Raw genomic sequence first — 16,155 nt, 5'->3', positions numbered from 1 at the left:
CCGCGGAGCAGCCCCGAAAAGGGTGCTCCGCGGAGCACCCCCCGCGCTGGCGAACTCAATCGGAGACGCAGAGGACCCCCGAGCCGATCGGCTCGGGGGTCCTGGGTCCGCTCCGCGGACCAGCGCGGTGGCGGTGGGATTTGAACCCACGGAGGACTTGCGCCCTCACACGCTTTCGAGGCGTGCTCCTTAGGCCGCTCGGACACGCCACCGCGGATCAGGCTACCCGAACGCCCGCGACCGCCAATAATCATCGCCCCGGCGACGACCCCTCAGCCCCGCCGGTCGCCGAAGAAGCCCAGCAGCAGGCGGGCGCTCTCCTGCGCCAGCACGCCCCCGACGACCTCCGGGCGGTGCAGGGCCGCCCGGTCGCGGGGCAGGTCCCAGACCGACCCGCACGCCCCCGCCTTCTCGTCCCACGCGCCGAACACGACCCGGTCGACCCGGGCCAGCACCGCCGCCCCCGCGCACATCGCGCACGGCTCCAGGGTCACGACGAGCGTGCAGCCGTCCAGCCGCCACCGCCCCAGCGCCCGGCCGGCCTCCCGCAGGGCCACCACCTCGGCGTGGCCCGTCGGGTCGTGCTCCGCCTCACGCACGTTGCGTCCGCGGCCGACCACCCGGCCGTCCGCGTCGACGACGACCGCTCCGATCGGCACGTCGCCCGAGGTCAGCGCCCCCTCGGCCTCGGCGAGCGCGAGCCGCAGCCACTCCGCATACCGCGGGGGGACGGCCGGCCCCGCACCCGACCCGACGCGCACGCCGGACGCCCCGTCCGCCCCACCGGGCCCGTCCTCCCCCACCGGGGTGCCGTCGTCGTCCGTCACGACCTAGAGTCTTGCCCATGCGCGTGCACGTTGCCGACCACCCCCTCATCGCCCACAAGCTCACCTACCTGCGCGACCGGCGGACCGACACCCCGACCTTCCGCCGGCTGACCGACGAGCTGGTGACGCTGCTCGCCTACGAGGCCACCCGCGAGGTGCGGGTCGCGCCCTTCGACATCCAGACCCCGGTGGCCCCCACCCAGGGCATCCACCTGGCCAGCCCCAAGCCGCTCGTCGTGCCGATCCTGCGGGCCGGGCTGGGCATGCTCGACGGCATGATGCGGATGCTGCCGACCGCCGAGGTCGGGTTCCTGGGCATGCTGCGCAACGAGGAGACGCTCGAGGCGCACACCTACGCCAACCGGCTGCCCGACGACCTCGAGGCGCGGCAGTGCTACGTCCTCGACCCCATGCTGGCCACCGGCGGGACCCTCGCCGCGGCCATCCGCTACCTCGCCGAGCGGGGCGCCGACGACATCACCGCCATCACGCTGCTCTCGGCACCCGAGGGGATCGAACGCCTGCAGTCCGAGCTGTCCGACCTCTCCTGCCCGGTGACCATCGTTACCGGGGCGATCGACGAGCGGCTCAACGAGCACGGCTACATCGTCCCCGGGCTCGGGGACGCCGGCGACCGGCTCTACGGCGTGGTCTGAGGAGGACCGGGTATGCCGTCGCGCCCGGCGCGGGTCTCGCGGCGGTCCGCGGTCGAGCCCTTCCACGTGATGGAGGTGCTCAAGGCCGCGGCCGAGCGCCAGCGCACCCACGGCGACGTCCTCATGCTGTGCGCCGGGCAGCCCTCGACCCCCGCCCCGGCGCCGGCCGTGAGGGCCGCGGTCGAGGCGGCCACCTCCCAGGTGCTGGGCTACACCGAGTCCATCGGGATCCTGCCGCTGCGGGAGGCGATCGCCCGCCACCACCGTGAGCTGAGCGACATCGAGGTCGACCCCGACGAGGTGCTCGTCTTCCCCGGATCGTCGGGGGCGTTCACCGCGCTATTCCTGGCGGCGTTCGACGCCGGCGACACGGTCGTGATGGCCCGCCCGGGCTACCCCGCCTACCGCAACACCCTGCAGGCGCTGGGCGTGCGGGTGCACGAGGTCGACTGCGGTCCGCAGACCCGCTACCAGCCCACGGTGGCGATGCTCGAGGACCTGGCGGCCGAGTCGGGGCCGCCGGCGGGGCTCATCGTCGCCTCCCCGGCCAACCCGACGGGGACCGTGATCGACGCCGACGAGCTGGCCGCCCTGGCCCGCTGGTGCGAGGAGCACGGGACGCTGCTGGTCAGCGACGAGATCTACCACGGGCTGACCTACGGCCGCCCGACGGCGAGCGCCTGGGAGACCTCGCGCGAGGCGGTCGTCGTGGGGTCGGTGAGCAAGTACTTCTCGATGACCGGGTGGCGGGTCGGCTGGCTGCTCGCGCCGGCGTCGCTGCGCCGCCCGCTCGAGGTGCTCACCGGCAACCTCAACATCTGCCCGCCCGGCATCAGCCAGCACGCGGCCCTGGGCGCCTTCACCGCCGAGGCCCGGGCCGAGCTGGAGGGGCACCGGGAGCGGTATGCCGCCACCCGCGAGCTCCTCGTCGCCCGCCTGCCCGAGGTCGGGCTGCGGATGGACGCCCCGCCGGACGGGGCCTTCTACGCCTGGTGCGACGTCGGCCACCTCACCGACGACTCGGTGGCCTGGTGCCAGGACCTGCTGGCCGACTGCGGGGTGGCGATCACGCCCGGCGTGGACTTCGACACGGCGAACGGCCACCGGATGGTGCGCCTGTCCTTCGCCGGGTCGACCGCCGAGGTGGCCGAGGCGCTGGACCGGATGGCCGCCTCGTCGCTGCTGCGGGCCTGAGCGACCAGGTCCGGCCGCGACGCAGCTGCGACACTCCCGACCGCACGCAGCACGGCATACCCGGTCACTTCTGCCACACTGGCACCAGGACTGTGACCGGGGCGGCACCCGGTGGCACACGCGTGACCGACCCCGACCCCGACCCTCTGGAGGACGTCCGATGCCAGCCACGGTGAAGAAGGTCCTGCACTGGCTGCTGTGGGGGTTCATCATCTACGCGGTCGTCACCAACCCCGACCGGGCCGCCGACATCGTCCGCGCCATCTGGGACATCATCAGCCAGGGCGTGCTCAACATCGGCCGCTTCTTCGGCAACATCGTCAACGGCTAGCGGACATGTCCGCGGCCGCCACGACCGACGACGGGATCCGGCTCAGCCGGCGCATCCTGCAGCGCTACCTGCTCGACGACGAGCGTCCGGTCGTGGCCACCCGCCAGCACTGGGCCTACCTCGTCGAGCCCGTCGCGACCACGCTGGCCGCCCTCGTCGCGGTGGCCGCGGTCTCCCCCACGGTCGAGGAGACCGTCGGCCAGCTCGTCGCCGTGCTGTGGTGGGCGTGGTTCGCGGTGCTGGGACGGGCGGTCTGGCGCTTCGCCGAGTGGCGCAACGAGTGGTTCGTGGCCACCGACCGGCGCATCCTGCTCGTCTACGGGCTGCTGACGCAGAAGGTGGCGATGATGCCGCTGCGCAAGGTCACGGACATGAACTACGGCCGCTCGGTCCTGGGCCGCCTGCTCGGCTACGGCCAGTTCGTGCTGGAGTCGGCCGGCCAGGACCAGGCGATGCGCACGATCAGCTGGGTGCCCGAGCCCGACGAGAAGTACCGCCGCATCTGCGCCACGATCTTCGGCCCGGACGGTGACGACGAGGACGACAACGCCTGGCACCGGGTCGAGGACGCCTTCGACCAGCACGTCGACCCCGACCCCTGGGACACCACCTTCGACGACGAGTCGCCCCACCCCACCGACCGTTTCGACCCCGACATCGTCCAGGTCCCGGTCGGGCAGCGGCCCGGGCCCGTGCGCCGCGAGCCGCGGCGGGAGCGCTGGGAGCAGGTGCGCCGCGAGGAGCTGCCGCGCGACTGGGAGTGGGTCGAGGACGAGGCCCGCCGGGCGCGCTCGGCGACCCGCCGCCGCGGGGTCGCCGCCGACCCCGACCCCACCCCGCCCTGGGCCTGAGCCCTCCTGTGGACCGCACGTAGCAGAACTGTGGGGAAACCGTGGACCGTCGGTGGACGATTCCCCCGCCCGCAGCCTCCCGGCTCTGCCACACTGGCGAGATAGGCACCGTGACGTCTATCACAACCCGTGGGAGGGGACATGTCGCTGTCGGTCAAGGGGACCCTGCAGCTCCTGGTATGGGGTTTCGTCGTCTTCGTCATCATCACCGCGCCCGACCGGGCCTCGGCGTTCCTGCAGGACGCGTGGGACCTCGTCGCGCCGGCCTTCCTCAACCTGGGCCGGTTCCTGGGCAACCTGATCGCCTGAGCCGGCGCCGGTCAGTCGTTCCGACGGGTCAGTCCCGGGCGGGCTCGACGTCGAGCACCCAGCGGTCACCCTCGGGGCGGAAGCCGATCCGGCCGTAGTAGGGGTTCTGCATGCCCGCGGGCGTGAGCACCCGCCGCACCCCGCGTCCGCTGAACAGGCCCGAGTCGCGGAAGACGAACTCGCCCGGGGAGAAGTCGCGGTAGGCCGGCGTCACCCAGTCGAGCAGCACCTCGGAGGTGCTCCCGCCCGCGTCACGGGCCAGCACCACCCCGACGGTGGCGTCCCCGTGCAGCACGAGGTATGCCGCGTCCACGTCGGCGGGCGCGAAGGTGAAGCCGGGGTTGATGCGCGCGATGTCCTCGCGGTGGCGGTCCAGGACGTAGGCCAGGTAGGCGTCGTCGGCGGGCACCTCCAGCACGGTGTAGCTGCGCTCGTCGTGCCGGGTCCGCAGCATCCGCCACAGGTAGACGACGTTGATCAGCGCGAGCACGACGTTGAGGCCGACCATCGGCCAGACCTCGACGATGGTGTTGTAGACCAGCAGCACGAGGCAGCCGACCAGGTTGATCACGCGCAGCCGCAGCAGCCGCGTCTGCAGCAGGGACAGCACGAGGACGGCCGACCCGGTCCAGCCCAGGACCTCGATCCAGTTCACCCGAGCAGGTTAGGGCCTGGGTGCACGGCATACCTAGAATCCCCTCCATGGCAGTCCGTCCCATCACCGTCATCGGCCACAAGGCCCTCCACTCCCCGACCAAGAAGGTCAAGGAGGTCACCGAGGAGATCCGCACCCTCGTCGAGGACATGTTCGAGACGATGGAGGCGGCCGAGGGTGTCGGGCTGGCCGCCAACCAGGTGGGCTCGCGGGTGCGGATCTTCGTCTACGACTGCCCCGTGCCGGACGGGCCCAACGCCCGCGGTGTCGTCGTCAACCCCGTGCTGGAGCGGCTCGGCACCCCGCCGCCGCTGGAGGCCGAGGACCACGGTGAGGGCTGCCTGTCGGTGCCCGGCGAGTGGTTCCCGCTGGCCCGTCACCCCCGGGCGCGGGTCACCGGCACGGACCTCGACGGCAACGAGGTGGTCGTCGAGGGCGAGGGCCTGCTGGCCCGGTGCCTGCAGCACGAGACCGACCACCTCGACGGCTACCTCTACGTGGACCGGCTCACCGGCCCCGTCAAGGCGGAGGCGCGCGAGGCCGTCAAGGACCGCGGCTGGGCCGCCGACGGCGTGCTCCGGTGGGACCCGTCATCGACCAAGGCCGACGAGGTCTGAGGTCCGGGGCCCGGCCGTCTCCACGGCCGGGGCCCGTCGCTGCAGCAGCTCGGCGATGCGCCCGCGGCACCCGCCGCAGCCCGTGCCGGCCCGGGTCGTGGCGCTGACGCCGTCCACGGTCGTGGCGCCTGCCGCGGCGGCGTCGCAGACGGTGCCGACGCTGACGCCGTTGCACCAGCACACGGTGGCACCCGGGTCGTCCGGGTCGCTGCGCGGCGCGGCCTCCTCGCTGGCATCCAGCCGCAGGAGGGTCCCCGGGTCGGCGGGCAGCTCGGCACCTCGCTCCAGCAGCAGCGTCAGCTCGGCCCCCGCCCGCGGGGCGCCCACGGCGACGAACCCCTCGAGCACCCCTGCCCGCGCGACGCTGCGCACGTAGCGGCCGCGCGCGGGGTCGAGCCACTGCGCGACCTCCGTCACGGCCTCCCCGTCCTCGTCCCAGGGGTCGACGTTGACCCGCCCGCCGGCCACCACGTCCACGCCCGTGGCCTTGACCATCACGACGTGGGGCCGCCCGGTCGCCGGCTCCCGGCGGGAGGGGTGCTGCCCGGCCGCCTCGGCGGCCAGCCGCGCCGCCAGCGTCTCGGCCTGGCGCCAGCCCGGTGCGAGCAGCCCGGCCGGGGCGCCGCCGACCCGCCCGTCGGGCCCCCGGCTGCCCGACGGCGCGACCTGGGCGCAGTCGCCCACGGCGAAGACGTCCGGGTCGGCCCAGCAGCGGAGGTCGGGCTCGACCAGGATCCCGAACTCGGTCTCCAGACCTGCGGCCTCGGCCAGCTCGGCCCGGGGCCGGACCCCGCAGGACAGCAGCAGCAGGTCACCGGGCACGAAGGTGCCGTCGGCGCAGACCACCCCCCGGAACCACGCCCCGGAGCCGGTGTGCCGCAGGCTGACCGACTCCGCGACCGCGTGCGGCAGCATGCGCACGCCGGCCCGCCGGGCGGCCCTGGCCAGCATGCGCCCGCCGTCGCGGTCCAGCGTCCCGGCCATGGGCGTCTCACCGTGGTGGACCACCGTCACGGCCGCCCCCTGGTCGCACGCCGCCAGGGCGATCTCCATGCCGAGCACCCCGGCTCCCAGGACGACGATCTCGCGTCCGGCGCCCACCGCCTCGCGGACCACGTCCGCGTCCGGCAGGTCCCGCAGCGCCACCACCCCCTGCGGGGGACGCCGGCGCCCCCGGTCGAGGTCGTGCGGGGCGCCGGGCGGGGTGGCGGGTGAGCGACCGACGCCCTCCAGCCCGCCGAGGCGCGGCACGTTGGCCCGCGACCCGGTGGCGAGCACCAGCCGGTCGTAGGGAAGATGCTCCCCGGCGCCCGTGAGGACGGTCTGGCGGTAGCGGTCGACCGCCACCGCCACCTCGGCCGTCCGGATCGACACGCCCGCCGCCCGGGCCGCCGCGGTGTCGGTGATCTCCAGCCGGGCACGGTCGGCGCGACCGACGGCGTACTCCCCCACCAGCACCCGGTTGTAGGCGTCCTCGGGCTCGGCGCCGAGCACCGTCAGCTCGACGGTGCCCGCGGCGACGGAGGGCACCAGGCCCTCCACCAGCCGAGCCCCGACGGGGCCGTAGCCGATGAGGACGATCCGGGCGGGCGAGGGTCGGGGCACGGAGGTCATGACGGGCGCTCCTCTGCGGGGGCGGACGGGGTCCGGTCGGCGGGGGCGGACGGGGTCCGGTCGGGGGGGTCCAGGGGGCTGACGGTGACGAGGGTGCGCTTGAACTCGGGCATCCCGGACACGGGGTCCGTGACGGCCTCGGTCAGCAGGTTCGTGCACTCGGGGCCGGAGTAGTGGAACGGCAGGAACACGGTGTCGAGGCGGATGCCCTCGTCCAGGCGGGTCCGGGCCCGCACCCGTCCCCGGTCGGTGCTGACGAGCATCGGGTCGCCGTCGCGCAGCCCGAGCCGGGCCGCGGTCGCCGGGTGCAGCTCGGCGGCGAGGACCGGCTGCGCCGCCATCAGCTCGGGGACCCGACGGGTCTGGGCCCCCGACTGGTAGTGCTCGAGGAGGCGGCCGGTGACCATCGTCAGCTCACCGCCGCGCTGACCCACCGGCTCGCGCAGCAGCGGGCGCACCGGCACGAGCCGCGCCCGGCCGCCGGGCCGGGGGAAGGTGTCGGTGAACAGCCGGGGGGTCCCGACCACGGCCGGGGTGGCAGGGGCCGGCGCGTCCGGGGCCGGCGCGGCAGCGCCCGGTGCTCCGGGTGCCGGTGCTGCGGGTGCCGGGCACGGCCAGTAGGCGGCGACTCCCGTGTCCAGCAGGGCGTGGGAGAGCCCGGAGTAGTCGGCCACGCCGCCGGCGGAGGCGCGCGCGAGCTCGTCGAAGACGATGGCCGGCTCGGTCGGCCAGGCACCGGCAGCACCCAGGCGCGCGGCCAGCTCGGCGAGGACCCACAGGTCGCTGCGCGCCAGGCCGGGCGGCTCGAGGACGGCCCGGCGGCGCAGCACCCTGCCCTCGAGCGAGGTCATCGTCCCCTCCTCCTCGGCCCACTGGGTCACCGGCAGGACGACGTCGGCCAGCTGCGCCGTCTCCGAGAGGACGAAGTCGCAGACCACCAGCAGGTCGAGCGCGGCGAGACCAGCCCGCACCTCGCCCGCGGCCGGGGCGCTGACCACCACGTTGGAGCCGTGCACCAGCAGCGCCCGCACCCCGCCAGGGCGCCCCAGCGACCCGAGCAGCTCCACGGCCGGCACACCGGGACCGGGCAGGTCGGCGGGGTCGACGCCCCAGACGCCCGCCACGTGCTCCCGGGCCGCGGGGTCGCTGATGGAGCGGTAACCGGGCAGCTGGTCGCACTTCTGGCCGTGCTCGCGCCCGCCCTGGCCGTTGCCCTGCCCGGTCAGCGTGCCGTAGCCGGAGCCGACCCGGCCGACGAGGCCGAGGACCAGCGCCAGGTTGAGGGCGGCGGTCGCCGTGTCGGTCCCGTCGACGTGCTGCTCGACCCCGCGGCCGGTGAGGACGTAGACGCCGTCGCGGGCGGCGAGCCGGCGGGCGACCCGGCGTACCTCGGCCGCCGGCACCCCGGTCACCGCCTGGACCCGCTCGGGCCACCAGGCGTTGACCACCGGCCGCACGGTCTCCAGGCCCTCGGTGCGCTCCCGCAGGTAGGCCTCGTCGGCCAGGCCCTCGGCGAGCACGACGTGGGTGAGGCCGAGCAGGAGCACCAGGTCGGTCCCCGGTGCGGGCGCGAGGTGGAGCCCTGCGCCCTGCTCGGTCAGCCTGGCCGTCTGCGACCGGCGCGGGTCCACCACCACCAGCCCGCCGCGGTCCCGGGCGCCCTGCAGGTGGGAGAGCAAGGGCGGCATGGTCGCGGCCGGGTTGGAGCCGAGCAGCAGGACGGTGGAGGCCTCGTCGAGGTCGGTCACCGGGAACGGCAGCCCGCGGTCGACCCCGAGCGCCCGGTTGCCCGCCGCGGCGGCGGAGGCCATGCAGAACCGCCCGTTGTAGTCGATCCGCGACGTCCGCAGCGCCACCCGCGCGAACTTGCCGAGCTGGTAGGCCTTCTCGTTGGTCAGCCCGCCACCGCCGAAGACGCCCACGGCGTCGCGCCCGTGGCGCGCCTGCGCGGCCACCAGGCCCTCGGCCACGCGGTCCAGCGCGCGGTCCCACGGGGCCGGTGCCAGCGCGCCGTGCTGGTCCCGGACCAGCGGTGTGGTCACGCGGTCACCGACGGTGAGCACCTCGGCGGCGGTCCAGCCCTTGCGGCACAGACCTCCGCGGTTGGTCGGGAAGTCGCGGGCGCCCACCTGGGCCGTGCTCCCCGACCGGGTCAGGCGCATGCCGCACTGGAGGGCGCAGTAGGGGCAGTGGGTGTCCTGGGGCGAGGGCACGCCGACCTCCTCGGGTCGTGGGGGTGCGGGGACGGGGTATGCCGTGGACGCGGGCGTCAGATCCGGACGCCGCAGCGCCGGCTCATCCGCAGGTAGACCCCGGCCGTGAGGGCGAGCGCGACGGCATACGCGCCGACGAACCAGAGCATCCCGACCTCGTAGGTCCCGTGGACCACCTGGGAGCGCCCCAGCGCCTGGGGGATGAGGAAGCCCCCGTAGGCGCCGACGGCGGAGATCAGGCCCAGGGCGGCCGAGGCGGCGCGCTGGGCGCCGACGTCCCCCGGCCGGTGGTGGGCCTCCCGCTCGCCCGCGCGCAGGGCGAAGATCGTCGGCACCATCCGGTAGGTGGACCCGTTGCCGATCCCGGCGGCGGCGAAGAGCAGCAGGAACTGACCGAGGAAGACGGGGAAGGTCGCCAGCTCGATCGTCCGACTCACCCCGAGCGCGCCCAGGGCCATCACCGACAGGGCTCCCATCGTCACCACCGTGCCGCCGAACCGGTCGGCCAGGCGGCCTCCGTAGGGCCGCGCCAGCGACCCGACGAGCGCGCCCAGGAAGGCCAGGGACAGGGTCGCCGAGCCCACCTGGAAGGCGGAGAACTGCGGGAACTGGTCGGCGAGGAGCTTGGGGAAGACGCCGGCGAAGCCGATGAAGGAGCCGAAGGTGGCGACGTAGAGCAGCGACATCACGTAGAGGTGGGGCTCGCGCAGGACGGCGAGGACCGCGGAGACGTCGGCGCGGGCGGCGGTCAGGTTGTCCATCCGGGTGGCCGCGCCGACGACGGCCAGCAGGACCAGCGGCACCCACACCCACCCGGCCAGCGGGAGGTTGAGGACGGTGCCGGCGCCGACGGTGACGACGACCGGCACCGCCAGCTGCGCCACGGCGGCACCGAGGTTGCCTCCCGCGGCGTTGAGGCCGAGCGCCCAGCCCTTGCGGCGCTGCGGGTAGAAGAAGGTGATGTTGGCCATCGAGCTGGCGAAGTTGCCGCCGCCGACGCCGGCGAGCGCGGCCACCCCCAGCAGCACCCCGAACGGCGTCCCCGGGTGCTGCACCACGACCGCGAGCGCCACGGTGGGCAGCAGCAGCAGCGCGGCCGAGACGATCGTCCAGTTGCGGCCCCCGAAGCGGGACACCGCCAGGGTGTAGGGGATCCGCAGGGTGGCGCCGACGAGCGCCGGCATGGAGATCAGCCAGAACAGCTGGCCGGTGCTCAGCTCGAAGCCGGCGGCCGGCAGCCAGACGACCACGACCGACCACAGCTGCCAGACGCAGAAGCCGAGGAACTCGGCGAAGATCGACCACCGCAGGTTGCGGTCGGCCACCTGCTTGCCGCCGCCCTCCCACTGCGCCCGGTCCTCGGGGTCCCAGCCCTCCACCCAGCGCCCGGGCAGCACGGTGAGGCCGGCGGGCCCGGAGGTGGCGGTCGGTGTGCCCCCGCGCGCCGGGGTGAGCGTCGTCAAGCCGCTCACCCCGCCACCGCGGCGTCGGCCGACAGCGGCAGCGGCGCCACGGCGACGAGCCCGTAGCGCTCCCGCACCTGCCACACCGGCAGGTGCAGGGACGGGTCGGTGAGGCACTCGCCCGTCCGGAGGTCGAAGACGTCCTTGTGCAACGGGGAGGCGACGGTCGGCCGGCCCTGCCGACAGCCCACGATGCCCCGCGAGATGACCGCGGCCCCGGTGGCGGGGTCGAGGTTGGACACGGCGTGCACGTGCTCCTGCCCGTCCTGCGCCACCAGGAACAGGGCGACCTGGTCGGCGCCGACGAGGGCGGCCTCGCCCCAGCCGGGGACGAGGTCGGACCGTCGGCAGACGGGGGTCCAGACGTGCGGCGAGGTCGTCGTGGTGGTGCTCACGAGAGCTCCTCTCGGTCGGGTGTCGCGTCCCCTCGACGGTGCGGGGGGGCGCCGGTGCGGACGACGTTATGCGGCTCGTGTTTCGGCTCGTCGCTGCTCGTGGTTCGGGCTCGTAACTTCTTGCGCACAGCCGCCGAGGGCCCCGTGAGGCAGGCGTCACCTGCCGTTACGTCGGGGAAACACGATCGACACGCACCCCCGCTAGCGTCGTCACGGTCAGCGATCCCTCCTGCGAGGAGCACGTCCCATGACTTCCGACCAGCACCCTGCCCCCCGCCGGCACGTCGTGGTCGTCGGCGGCGGGCCGGCCGCCCACCGCCTCACCGAGGCGCTCGTCGCCCGGCTCGAGGCGGCCCCCGACCCCGGCGCGCTGCGCGTCACCGTCGTCAGCGAGGAGCCGCACCGGCCCTACGACCGGGTCGCCCTGTCCCGGCGGCTCGACGGACCGGCCGACCTCACCCTGGCGCCGCACGTGTGGGACCACCCGGCCGTCACCCTGCGCACCGGGGCGTCGGCGACGGCGCTCGACCCCGCCGCGCGCACCGTCAGCCTCGCCGACGGGGAGGTGCTGGGGTATGACGAGCTCGTCCTGGCGACGGGGTCCAGCCCGTTCGTGCCGCCCGTCGGCAACGCCGGGGCGGCCCACGTCTACCGCACCCTCGAGGACGTCGACGGGCTCGTCGCCGAGCTCGCCCGGGTGCGCGAGCGGGAGGGACGGCCGGCCGCGGTGCTCGTCGTCGGCGGCGGCCTGCTGGGGCTCGAGGCCGCCGGCGGCGCCGCCCGGCTGGGGGCGCGGGCCGCCGTCGTCGACCTGGGTCGCTGGCTCATGGGCACCCAGCTCGACGAGGGCGCCGGGCAGGCGCTCGGGCGTCTCGTCTCGGCCGCCGGCGTGGAGCTGCACCTCGGCAGCCCGCCGCAGGAGGTCCTGGTCGACGAGGGCAGGGTGCGCGGGGCCCGGCTGGCCGACGGGACCGTGGTGGAGGCCGACGTCGTGGTGCTCTCGGTCGGCATCCGCCCGCGCGACGAGCTGGCCCGCGCCGCCGGGCTGGCCCTGGGCGAGCGCGGTGGCGTGCTCGTCGACGACACCTGCGCCACCAGCGCCGAGCACGTGTGGGCGGTCGGCGAGGTGGCCGCCGTCGGCGGCCGGTGCATCGGGCTCGTCGCCCCGGCCAACGCCATGGCCGAGGTCGTGGCCGACCGGCTCTGGGGCGGCGACGCGGCCTTCCCGGGCGTGGACGACGCCACCAGGCTCAAGCTCGCCGGCGTGGAGGTGGCCAGCTTCGGCGACGCCTTCGCCCGCTCCGAGGGCGCCCTGGAGGTCGTCTACGCCGACCCGGCCCGGGGCCTCTACCAGAAGCTCGTCGTCAGCGCCGACGCGCGCACCCTGCTCGGCGGGATGTTCGTCGGCGACGCCTCCCCCTACCCCGCCCTGCGCCCGCTCGTGGGGCGCCCGCTCGACGCCGAGCCCGCGGCCTACCTGTCCGCGGGCGGGCAGGCCCCGGCGGCGGGCGACCTGCCGGACGACGCCGTCGTGTGCTCGTGCAACAACGTGACGGCCGGCTGCATCGCGGGCTGGATCCGTGGCGAGCACGGCGAGCCGTGCACCGACCTGGCGACGCTCAAGGCGTGCTCGCGCGCCGGGACGCGGTGCGGCTCGTGCACACCGCTGGTCAAGCGGACGCTCGAGGCGGAGCTGACCCGCGCCGGAGTGAGCGTCTCCCGGGCCCTGTGCGAGCACGTCGCGCTGAGCCGGGCCGAGCTCTTCGAGGCGGTCCGGGTCCTGGGTCTGCGGACGGCCGGCGAGGTGATGGGCCGCTTCGCCAGCGGCCTCGGGTGCGACATCTGCAAGCCCGTCGTCGCGTCGGTGCTGGCGACCCAGACCGGGAGCTACATCCTCGACGGCGGCTCCGGTCCGCTCCAGGACACCAACGACCGCGCCCTGGCGAACCTGCAGAAGGACGGCACCTACTCGGTGGTCCCCCGCGTCCCCGGGGGCGAGATCACGCCCGAACGGCTCATGGTCATCGCCGAGGTGGCCCGCGACTTCGGGCTGTACACCAAGATCACCGGCGGGCAGCGGATCGACCTGCTCGGCGCCCGGCTGGAGCAGCTGCCGCAGATCTGGCGCCGGCTGGTCGACGCCGGGATGGAGTCGGGGCACGCCTACGGCAAGAGCCTGCGGACGGTCAAGTCGTGCGTCGGCTCCGCCTGGTGCCGCTACGGGGTGCAGGACTCGGTCGCCATGGCGATCCGGCTCGAGGAGCGCTACCGGGGCCTGCGGTCGCCGCACAAGATCAAGCTCGGCGTCTCCGGCTGCGCGCGCGAGTGCGCCGAGGCCAGGTCCAAGGACGTCGGCGTGATCGCCACCGAGCAGGGCTGGAACCTCTACGTCGGCGGCAACGGCGGCTTCCAGCCGGCGCACGCCCAGCTGCTCGCCACCGACCTGGACGGGCAGACCCTGGTCCGCTATGTCGACCGCTACCTCATGTACTACGTGCGGACCGCCGACCGGCTCCAGCGCACGTCCCGGTGGCAGGAGGAGCTGCCCGGCGGCCTCGAGCACGTCCGTGAGGTCGTCTGCGAGGACTCCCTCGGGCTGGCCGCCGAGCTGGAGGAGGCGATGGCCCGGCACGTGGACAGCTACCGGGACGAGTGGGCGGCGACGCTGGAGGACCCGGAGCGGCTGGCGCGGTTCCGGTCGTTCGTCAACGCCCCCGACCACCCCGACCCGGAGGTCGTCATGGTGCCCGAGCGCGGCCAGCTGCGACCGGCCACCCCGGCCGAGCGGGCCACGGTCATCGCCGGGGCCACCCTGCAGGTGCGGGGCGCGGACGAGGCACCGGGAGGCCGGTGATGCTCGGCCAGCTGGAGTTCGACGGCCTCACCGTGCTCGTGGTCGGCGCCGCCGCCGCGGCACGGCGGGCGCGGGCCTGGGTCGAGGTGGCCGGCGGCACGCCCCTCGTCGTCCCGTCCGCGGGCGCCGTCACGCTGCTCACCGCCAGCCCCGACCGGGTCGACCTCGTGGTCTGGGTGCAGGGGCCGCGGCGTCACCACGACCAGGTCCGCCGGCTGGCCCGGGGCGCCCGCCTGCCGGTGACCACCGCTCCGGCGGCCGGCCCGCGCGGCCGGGTGACCCTGGTCGGGGGCGGCCCCGGCCACCCGGACCTGGTGACCGTCGCCGGCCGCGACGCGCTCGCCCTCGCCGACGTGGTGCTGCACGACCGGCTCGGCCCGCGCGAGCGGCTCGGTGCGCTGGCACCGGGGGCCGAGCTGGTCGACGTCGGCAAGACCCCCGGTCACCACGCCGTCCCCCAGCGCGAGATCGAGCGTCTGCTCGTCGAGCGGGCGCTCGGCGGCGCCCACGTCGTGCGGCTCAAGGGGGGCGACCCCTTCGTCTTCGGCCGCGGCTCGGAGGAGGTCCAGGCCTGCCGCGCCGCCGGCGTGCCCGTGACCGTCGTCCCCGGCGTCACCAGCGCCGTGGCGGTGCCCGGCGCGGCGGGGATCCCGGTGACCCACCGCGGGCTGAGCCGGTCCTTCACCGTCGTCTCGGGCCACGTGCCCTTCGACGAGGAGGAGTACGCGCACCTGCGCGGCGTCGGGGGGACGCTGGTCATCCTCATGGGCGTGGCGACGCTGACGCAGGTGACCGCCGGGCTGCTGCGCGCGGGCATGGACGCGTGCATGCCCCTGGCCCTGGTCGAGCGCGGCTTCCTGCCGGGCCAGCGCACGACGGTCTCCACCGTCGGCGCGGTCGCCTCCCGGGGCGGGGTGCCCGCAGCCACCTCTCCCGCGGTGGTCGTGGTCGGCGAGGTGGTGCGGCTGGCCGGCGCGGACGGCGCGGCCGCCCTCGCCGCGAGCGTGGGCGGGCTGCCGTGACCCGCGCAGCCCCGTCGGCCGGGCCGGGACGAGGCCGGCCGGAGCCGGAGCCCCTGCCGCTGACCGGCTACAGCGTCGGCCTGACCAACGACCGCCGGGCCGCGGAGTACGTCACCGCCTTCGAGCGACGCGGCGCCGAGGTCGTGCACGCCCCGACGATCCAGACGGGCACGGGTGACGACGCGGCGGTGCTCGCCGAGACCCGCGCGCTCATCGCCGCCCGCCCCGACATCGTGCTGGCCAGCACCGGCTACGGGATGCGCCGCTGGCTGGAGCTCGCCGACGCCGAGGGGCTGCTCGAGGACCTGCTGGAGGTGCTCGCGGCGAGCCGGCTGCTGGTCCGCGGGCCGAAGGCCCGGGGTGCGGTCCGTGCCGTGGGCCTGGAGGACGCCGGCTCGGGCGAGCAGGAGACCATGACCGCTCTGGTCGACCGGGTCCTGCAGCAGGACGTGCGCGGCCGTGTCGTCGGCATCCAGCACGCCGGCTACCTGGACGCCGAGGCGACGGACCGGCTGCGCGCGGCGGGCGCCCAGGTGCTGGCGGTCTCGCCCTACCGCTGGCAGCACCACCCCGACTCCGCCGCCGTGCTGCGCCTGGTCGAGGGCGCGTGCGCGCGGGCGCTCGACGCGGTGACCTTCACCAGCGCACCCGCCGTGGAGGCGTTCTTCGCCGTGGCCGCCGGGCAGCGGCTGCTGGACGACCTCCTGGGGGCGCTGCGCGAGGACGTGGTGACGGCCTGCGTGGGCCCGGTCACCGCCGCACCGCTGCACGAGGCGGGCCTGACCCCGCTCGTACCGGTGCGCTACCGCACCGGCGCGCTGATCAAGCTGCTCAGCGACCACCTCGCCGGCACCCGCGTGGTGCGCGCCAGCACCGAGGTGGGCCACGTCGAGCTGCGGGGACGGCGGGTCAGCGTGGCCGGCGCGCACGCCACGCTGACCCCCGGCCAGGCCGGGCTGCTCCGGCTGCTGCTGGACGCCGAGGGCCGCACCCTGAGCCAGGCGCAGCTCGGTGGCGCCCTGCCCCAGACGCTCGACCCGCACGCCGTCGAGGTGGCGGTCAGCCGGATGCGCCGGGCGCTGCCGGTGCCCGGCCTGGTCCGCACCGTCGCCAAGCGCGGCTACCGGGTGCCCGTGCTGTGAGCCGGCCCGGTG

The 16,155-nt window shown here is 75.4% G+C and carries 15 protein-coding genes and 1 tRNA gene; 9 read left to right on the top strand and 7 right to left on the bottom strand.

The genetic code is table 11. From position 1 onward, the window contains the following. Window positions 1–125: 125 nt before the first annotated feature. Window positions 126–212, bottom strand: a tRNA-Ser gene (locus FJR00_RS01990). A gap of 60 nt (window positions 213–272) precedes the next feature. Beyond that, window positions 273–761 carry a nucleoside deaminase gene (locus tag FJR00_RS01985; RefSeq protein ID WP_075956799.1) on the bottom strand — a complete coding sequence of 163 codons (489 nt, stop codon included), beginning with the start codon at window positions 759–761 and terminating at the stop codon, window positions 273–275. 83 nt (window positions 762–844) lie between these two features. Here FJR00_RS01985 and upp point away from each other — a divergent pair, with 83 nt between their 5' ends. From upp to FJR00_RS15645, 5 genes are all read left to right on the top strand, one after another. After that, window positions 845–1,483: a uracil phosphoribosyltransferase gene (gene upp / locus FJR00_RS01980; protein ID WP_141337245.1), complete on the top strand. Its 639-nt coding sequence runs from the start codon at window positions 845–847 to the stop codon at window positions 1,481–1,483. A gap of 12 nt (window positions 1,484–1,495) precedes the next feature. Further along, the gene (locus FJR00_RS01975) at window positions 1,496–2,677 is read left to right on the top strand and encodes an aminotransferase class I/II-fold pyridoxal phosphate-dependent enzyme (RefSeq protein WP_141337244.1); all 1,182 of its coding nucleotides are present in this window, start codon (window positions 1,496–1,498) and stop codon (window positions 2,675–2,677) included. Window positions 2,678–2,837: 160 nt separating this feature from the next. Then, the gene (locus FJR00_RS15650) at window positions 2,838–3,008 is read left to right on the top strand and encodes a hypothetical protein (protein WP_181409455.1); all 171 of its coding nucleotides are present in this window, start codon (window positions 2,838–2,840) and stop codon (window positions 3,006–3,008) included. Window positions 3,009–3,013: 5 nt separating this feature from the next. Continuing rightward, complete coding sequence (locus tag FJR00_RS01970; RefSeq protein WP_141337243.1) at window positions 3,014–3,859, top strand: PH domain-containing protein; 846 nt, start codon at window positions 3,014–3,016, stop codon at window positions 3,857–3,859. Between the two features lie 141 nt (window positions 3,860–4,000). Next, window positions 4,001–4,168: a hypothetical protein gene (locus tag FJR00_RS15645; protein ID WP_022922122.1), complete on the top strand. Its 168-nt coding sequence runs from the start codon at window positions 4,001–4,003 to the stop codon at window positions 4,166–4,168. A gap of 28 nt (window positions 4,169–4,196) precedes the next feature. On the opposite strand, the gene FJR00_RS01965 is transcribed toward FJR00_RS15645, so the two are convergent. Continuing rightward, the gene (locus FJR00_RS01965; RefSeq protein ID WP_141337242.1) at window positions 4,197–4,823 is read right to left on the bottom strand and encodes a YgjV family protein; all 627 of its coding nucleotides are present in this window, start codon (window positions 4,821–4,823) and stop codon (window positions 4,197–4,199) included. A 47-nt stretch (window positions 4,824–4,870) separates the two neighbouring features. Here FJR00_RS01965 and def point away from each other — a divergent pair, with 47 nt between their 5' ends. Continuing rightward, on the top strand, window positions 4,871–5,440 hold the full coding sequence (gene def, locus FJR00_RS01960) for a peptide deformylase (RefSeq protein ID WP_141337241.1): 570 nt from the start codon (window positions 4,871–4,873) through the stop codon (window positions 5,438–5,440). Here the strand turns inward: def and FJR00_RS01955 are convergent. The 4 genes from FJR00_RS01955 to nirD are packed head-to-tail and all read right to left on the bottom strand — an operon-like array spanning window position 5,414 to window position 11,125. Beyond that, a complete protein-coding gene (locus FJR00_RS01955) occupies window positions 5,414–7,054 on the bottom strand; it encodes an FAD-dependent oxidoreductase (protein WP_141337240.1) in 1,641 nt (546 codons plus the stop codon). The two genes, def and FJR00_RS01955, sit on opposite strands and share 27 nt — an antisense overlap. Then, window positions 7,051–9,267 carry a molybdopterin oxidoreductase family protein gene (locus tag FJR00_RS01950; protein WP_141337239.1) on the bottom strand — a complete coding sequence of 739 codons (2,217 nt, stop codon included), beginning with the start codon at window positions 9,265–9,267 and terminating at the stop codon, window positions 7,051–7,053. The genes FJR00_RS01955 and FJR00_RS01950 overlap by 4 nt, the downstream gene beginning before the upstream one ends. Window positions 9,268–9,323: 56 nt before the next feature. Next, entirely contained in the window at window positions 9,324–10,739 is a 1,416-nt protein-coding gene (locus FJR00_RS01945) for an MFS transporter (protein WP_141337238.1), read from the bottom strand. Next, window positions 10,736–11,125 carry a nitrite reductase small subunit NirD gene (gene nirD / locus FJR00_RS01940; protein ID WP_141337237.1) on the bottom strand — a complete coding sequence of 130 codons (390 nt, stop codon included), beginning with the start codon at window positions 11,123–11,125 and terminating at the stop codon, window positions 10,736–10,738. Before nirD ends, FJR00_RS01945 begins: the two co-directional genes overlap by 4 nt. Before the next feature lie 247 nt (window positions 11,126–11,372). Between nirD and nirB the strand changes: the two genes are divergently transcribed. Genes nirB through FJR00_RS01925 form a run of 3 tightly spaced genes read left to right on the top strand, consistent with a single transcriptional unit; the run spans window position 11,373 to window position 16,143 of the window. Continuing rightward, a complete protein-coding gene (gene nirB / locus FJR00_RS01935) occupies window positions 11,373–13,979 on the top strand; it encodes a nitrite reductase large subunit NirB (RefSeq protein WP_141337236.1) in 2,607 nt (868 codons plus the stop codon). Further along, window positions 13,979–15,001 (top strand): uroporphyrinogen-III C-methyltransferase, encoded by a 1,023-nt coding sequence (gene cobA, locus FJR00_RS01930; RefSeq protein WP_141337235.1) that lies wholly within the window; start codon window positions 13,979–13,981, stop codon window positions 14,999–15,001. The genes nirB and cobA overlap by 1 nt, the downstream gene beginning before the upstream one ends. Next, window positions 14,998–16,143 carry a uroporphyrinogen-III synthase gene (locus FJR00_RS01925; protein ID WP_238330255.1) on the top strand — a complete coding sequence of 382 codons (1,146 nt, stop codon included), beginning with the start codon at window positions 14,998–15,000 and terminating at the stop codon, window positions 16,141–16,143. Before cobA ends, FJR00_RS01925 begins: the two co-directional genes overlap by 4 nt. Window positions 16,144–16,155 lie beyond the last annotated feature (12 nt).

Source organism: Ornithinimicrobium kibberense, assembly GCF_006519705.1.
Taxonomy (GTDB): Bacteria; Actinomycetota; Actinomycetes; order Actinomycetales; family Dermatophilaceae; genus Ornithinicoccus; species Ornithinicoccus kibberensis.
This window is presented reverse-complemented; position numbering and strand designations above follow the sequence as displayed.

Excerpts from the sequence above, each read along its gene's own strand:
- FJR00_RS01955 (WP_141337240.1), bottom strand. The coding sequence starts at position 7,054 with ATGACCTCCGTGCCCCGACCCTCGCCCGCCCGGATCGTCCTCATCGGC.
- FJR00_RS01970 (WP_141337243.1), top strand. The coding sequence starts at position 3,014 with ATGTCCGCGGCCGCCACGACCGACGACGGGATCCGGCTCAGCCGGCGC.
- def (WP_141337241.1), top strand. The coding sequence starts at position 4,871 with ATGGCAGTCCGTCCCATCACCGTCATCGGCCACAAGGCCCTCCACTCC.
- nirB (WP_141337236.1), top strand. The coding sequence starts at position 11,373 with ATGACTTCCGACCAGCACCCTGCCCCCCGCCGGCACGTCGTGGTCGTC.
- FJR00_RS01975 (WP_141337244.1), top strand. The coding sequence starts at position 1,496 with ATGCCGTCGCGCCCGGCGCGGGTCTCGCGGCGGTCCGCGGTCGAGCCC.
- FJR00_RS15650 (WP_181409455.1), top strand. The coding sequence starts at position 2,838 with ATGCCAGCCACGGTGAAGAAGGTCCTGCACTGGCTGCTGTGGGGGTTC.
- FJR00_RS15645 (WP_022922122.1), top strand. The coding sequence starts at position 4,001 with ATGTCGCTGTCGGTCAAGGGGACCCTGCAGCTCCTGGTATGGGGTTTC.
- upp (WP_141337245.1), top strand. The coding sequence starts at position 845 with ATGCGCGTGCACGTTGCCGACCACCCCCTCATCGCCCACAAGCTCACC.
- cobA (WP_141337235.1), top strand. The coding sequence starts at position 13,979 with ATGCTCGGCCAGCTGGAGTTCGACGGCCTCACCGTGCTCGTGGTCGGC.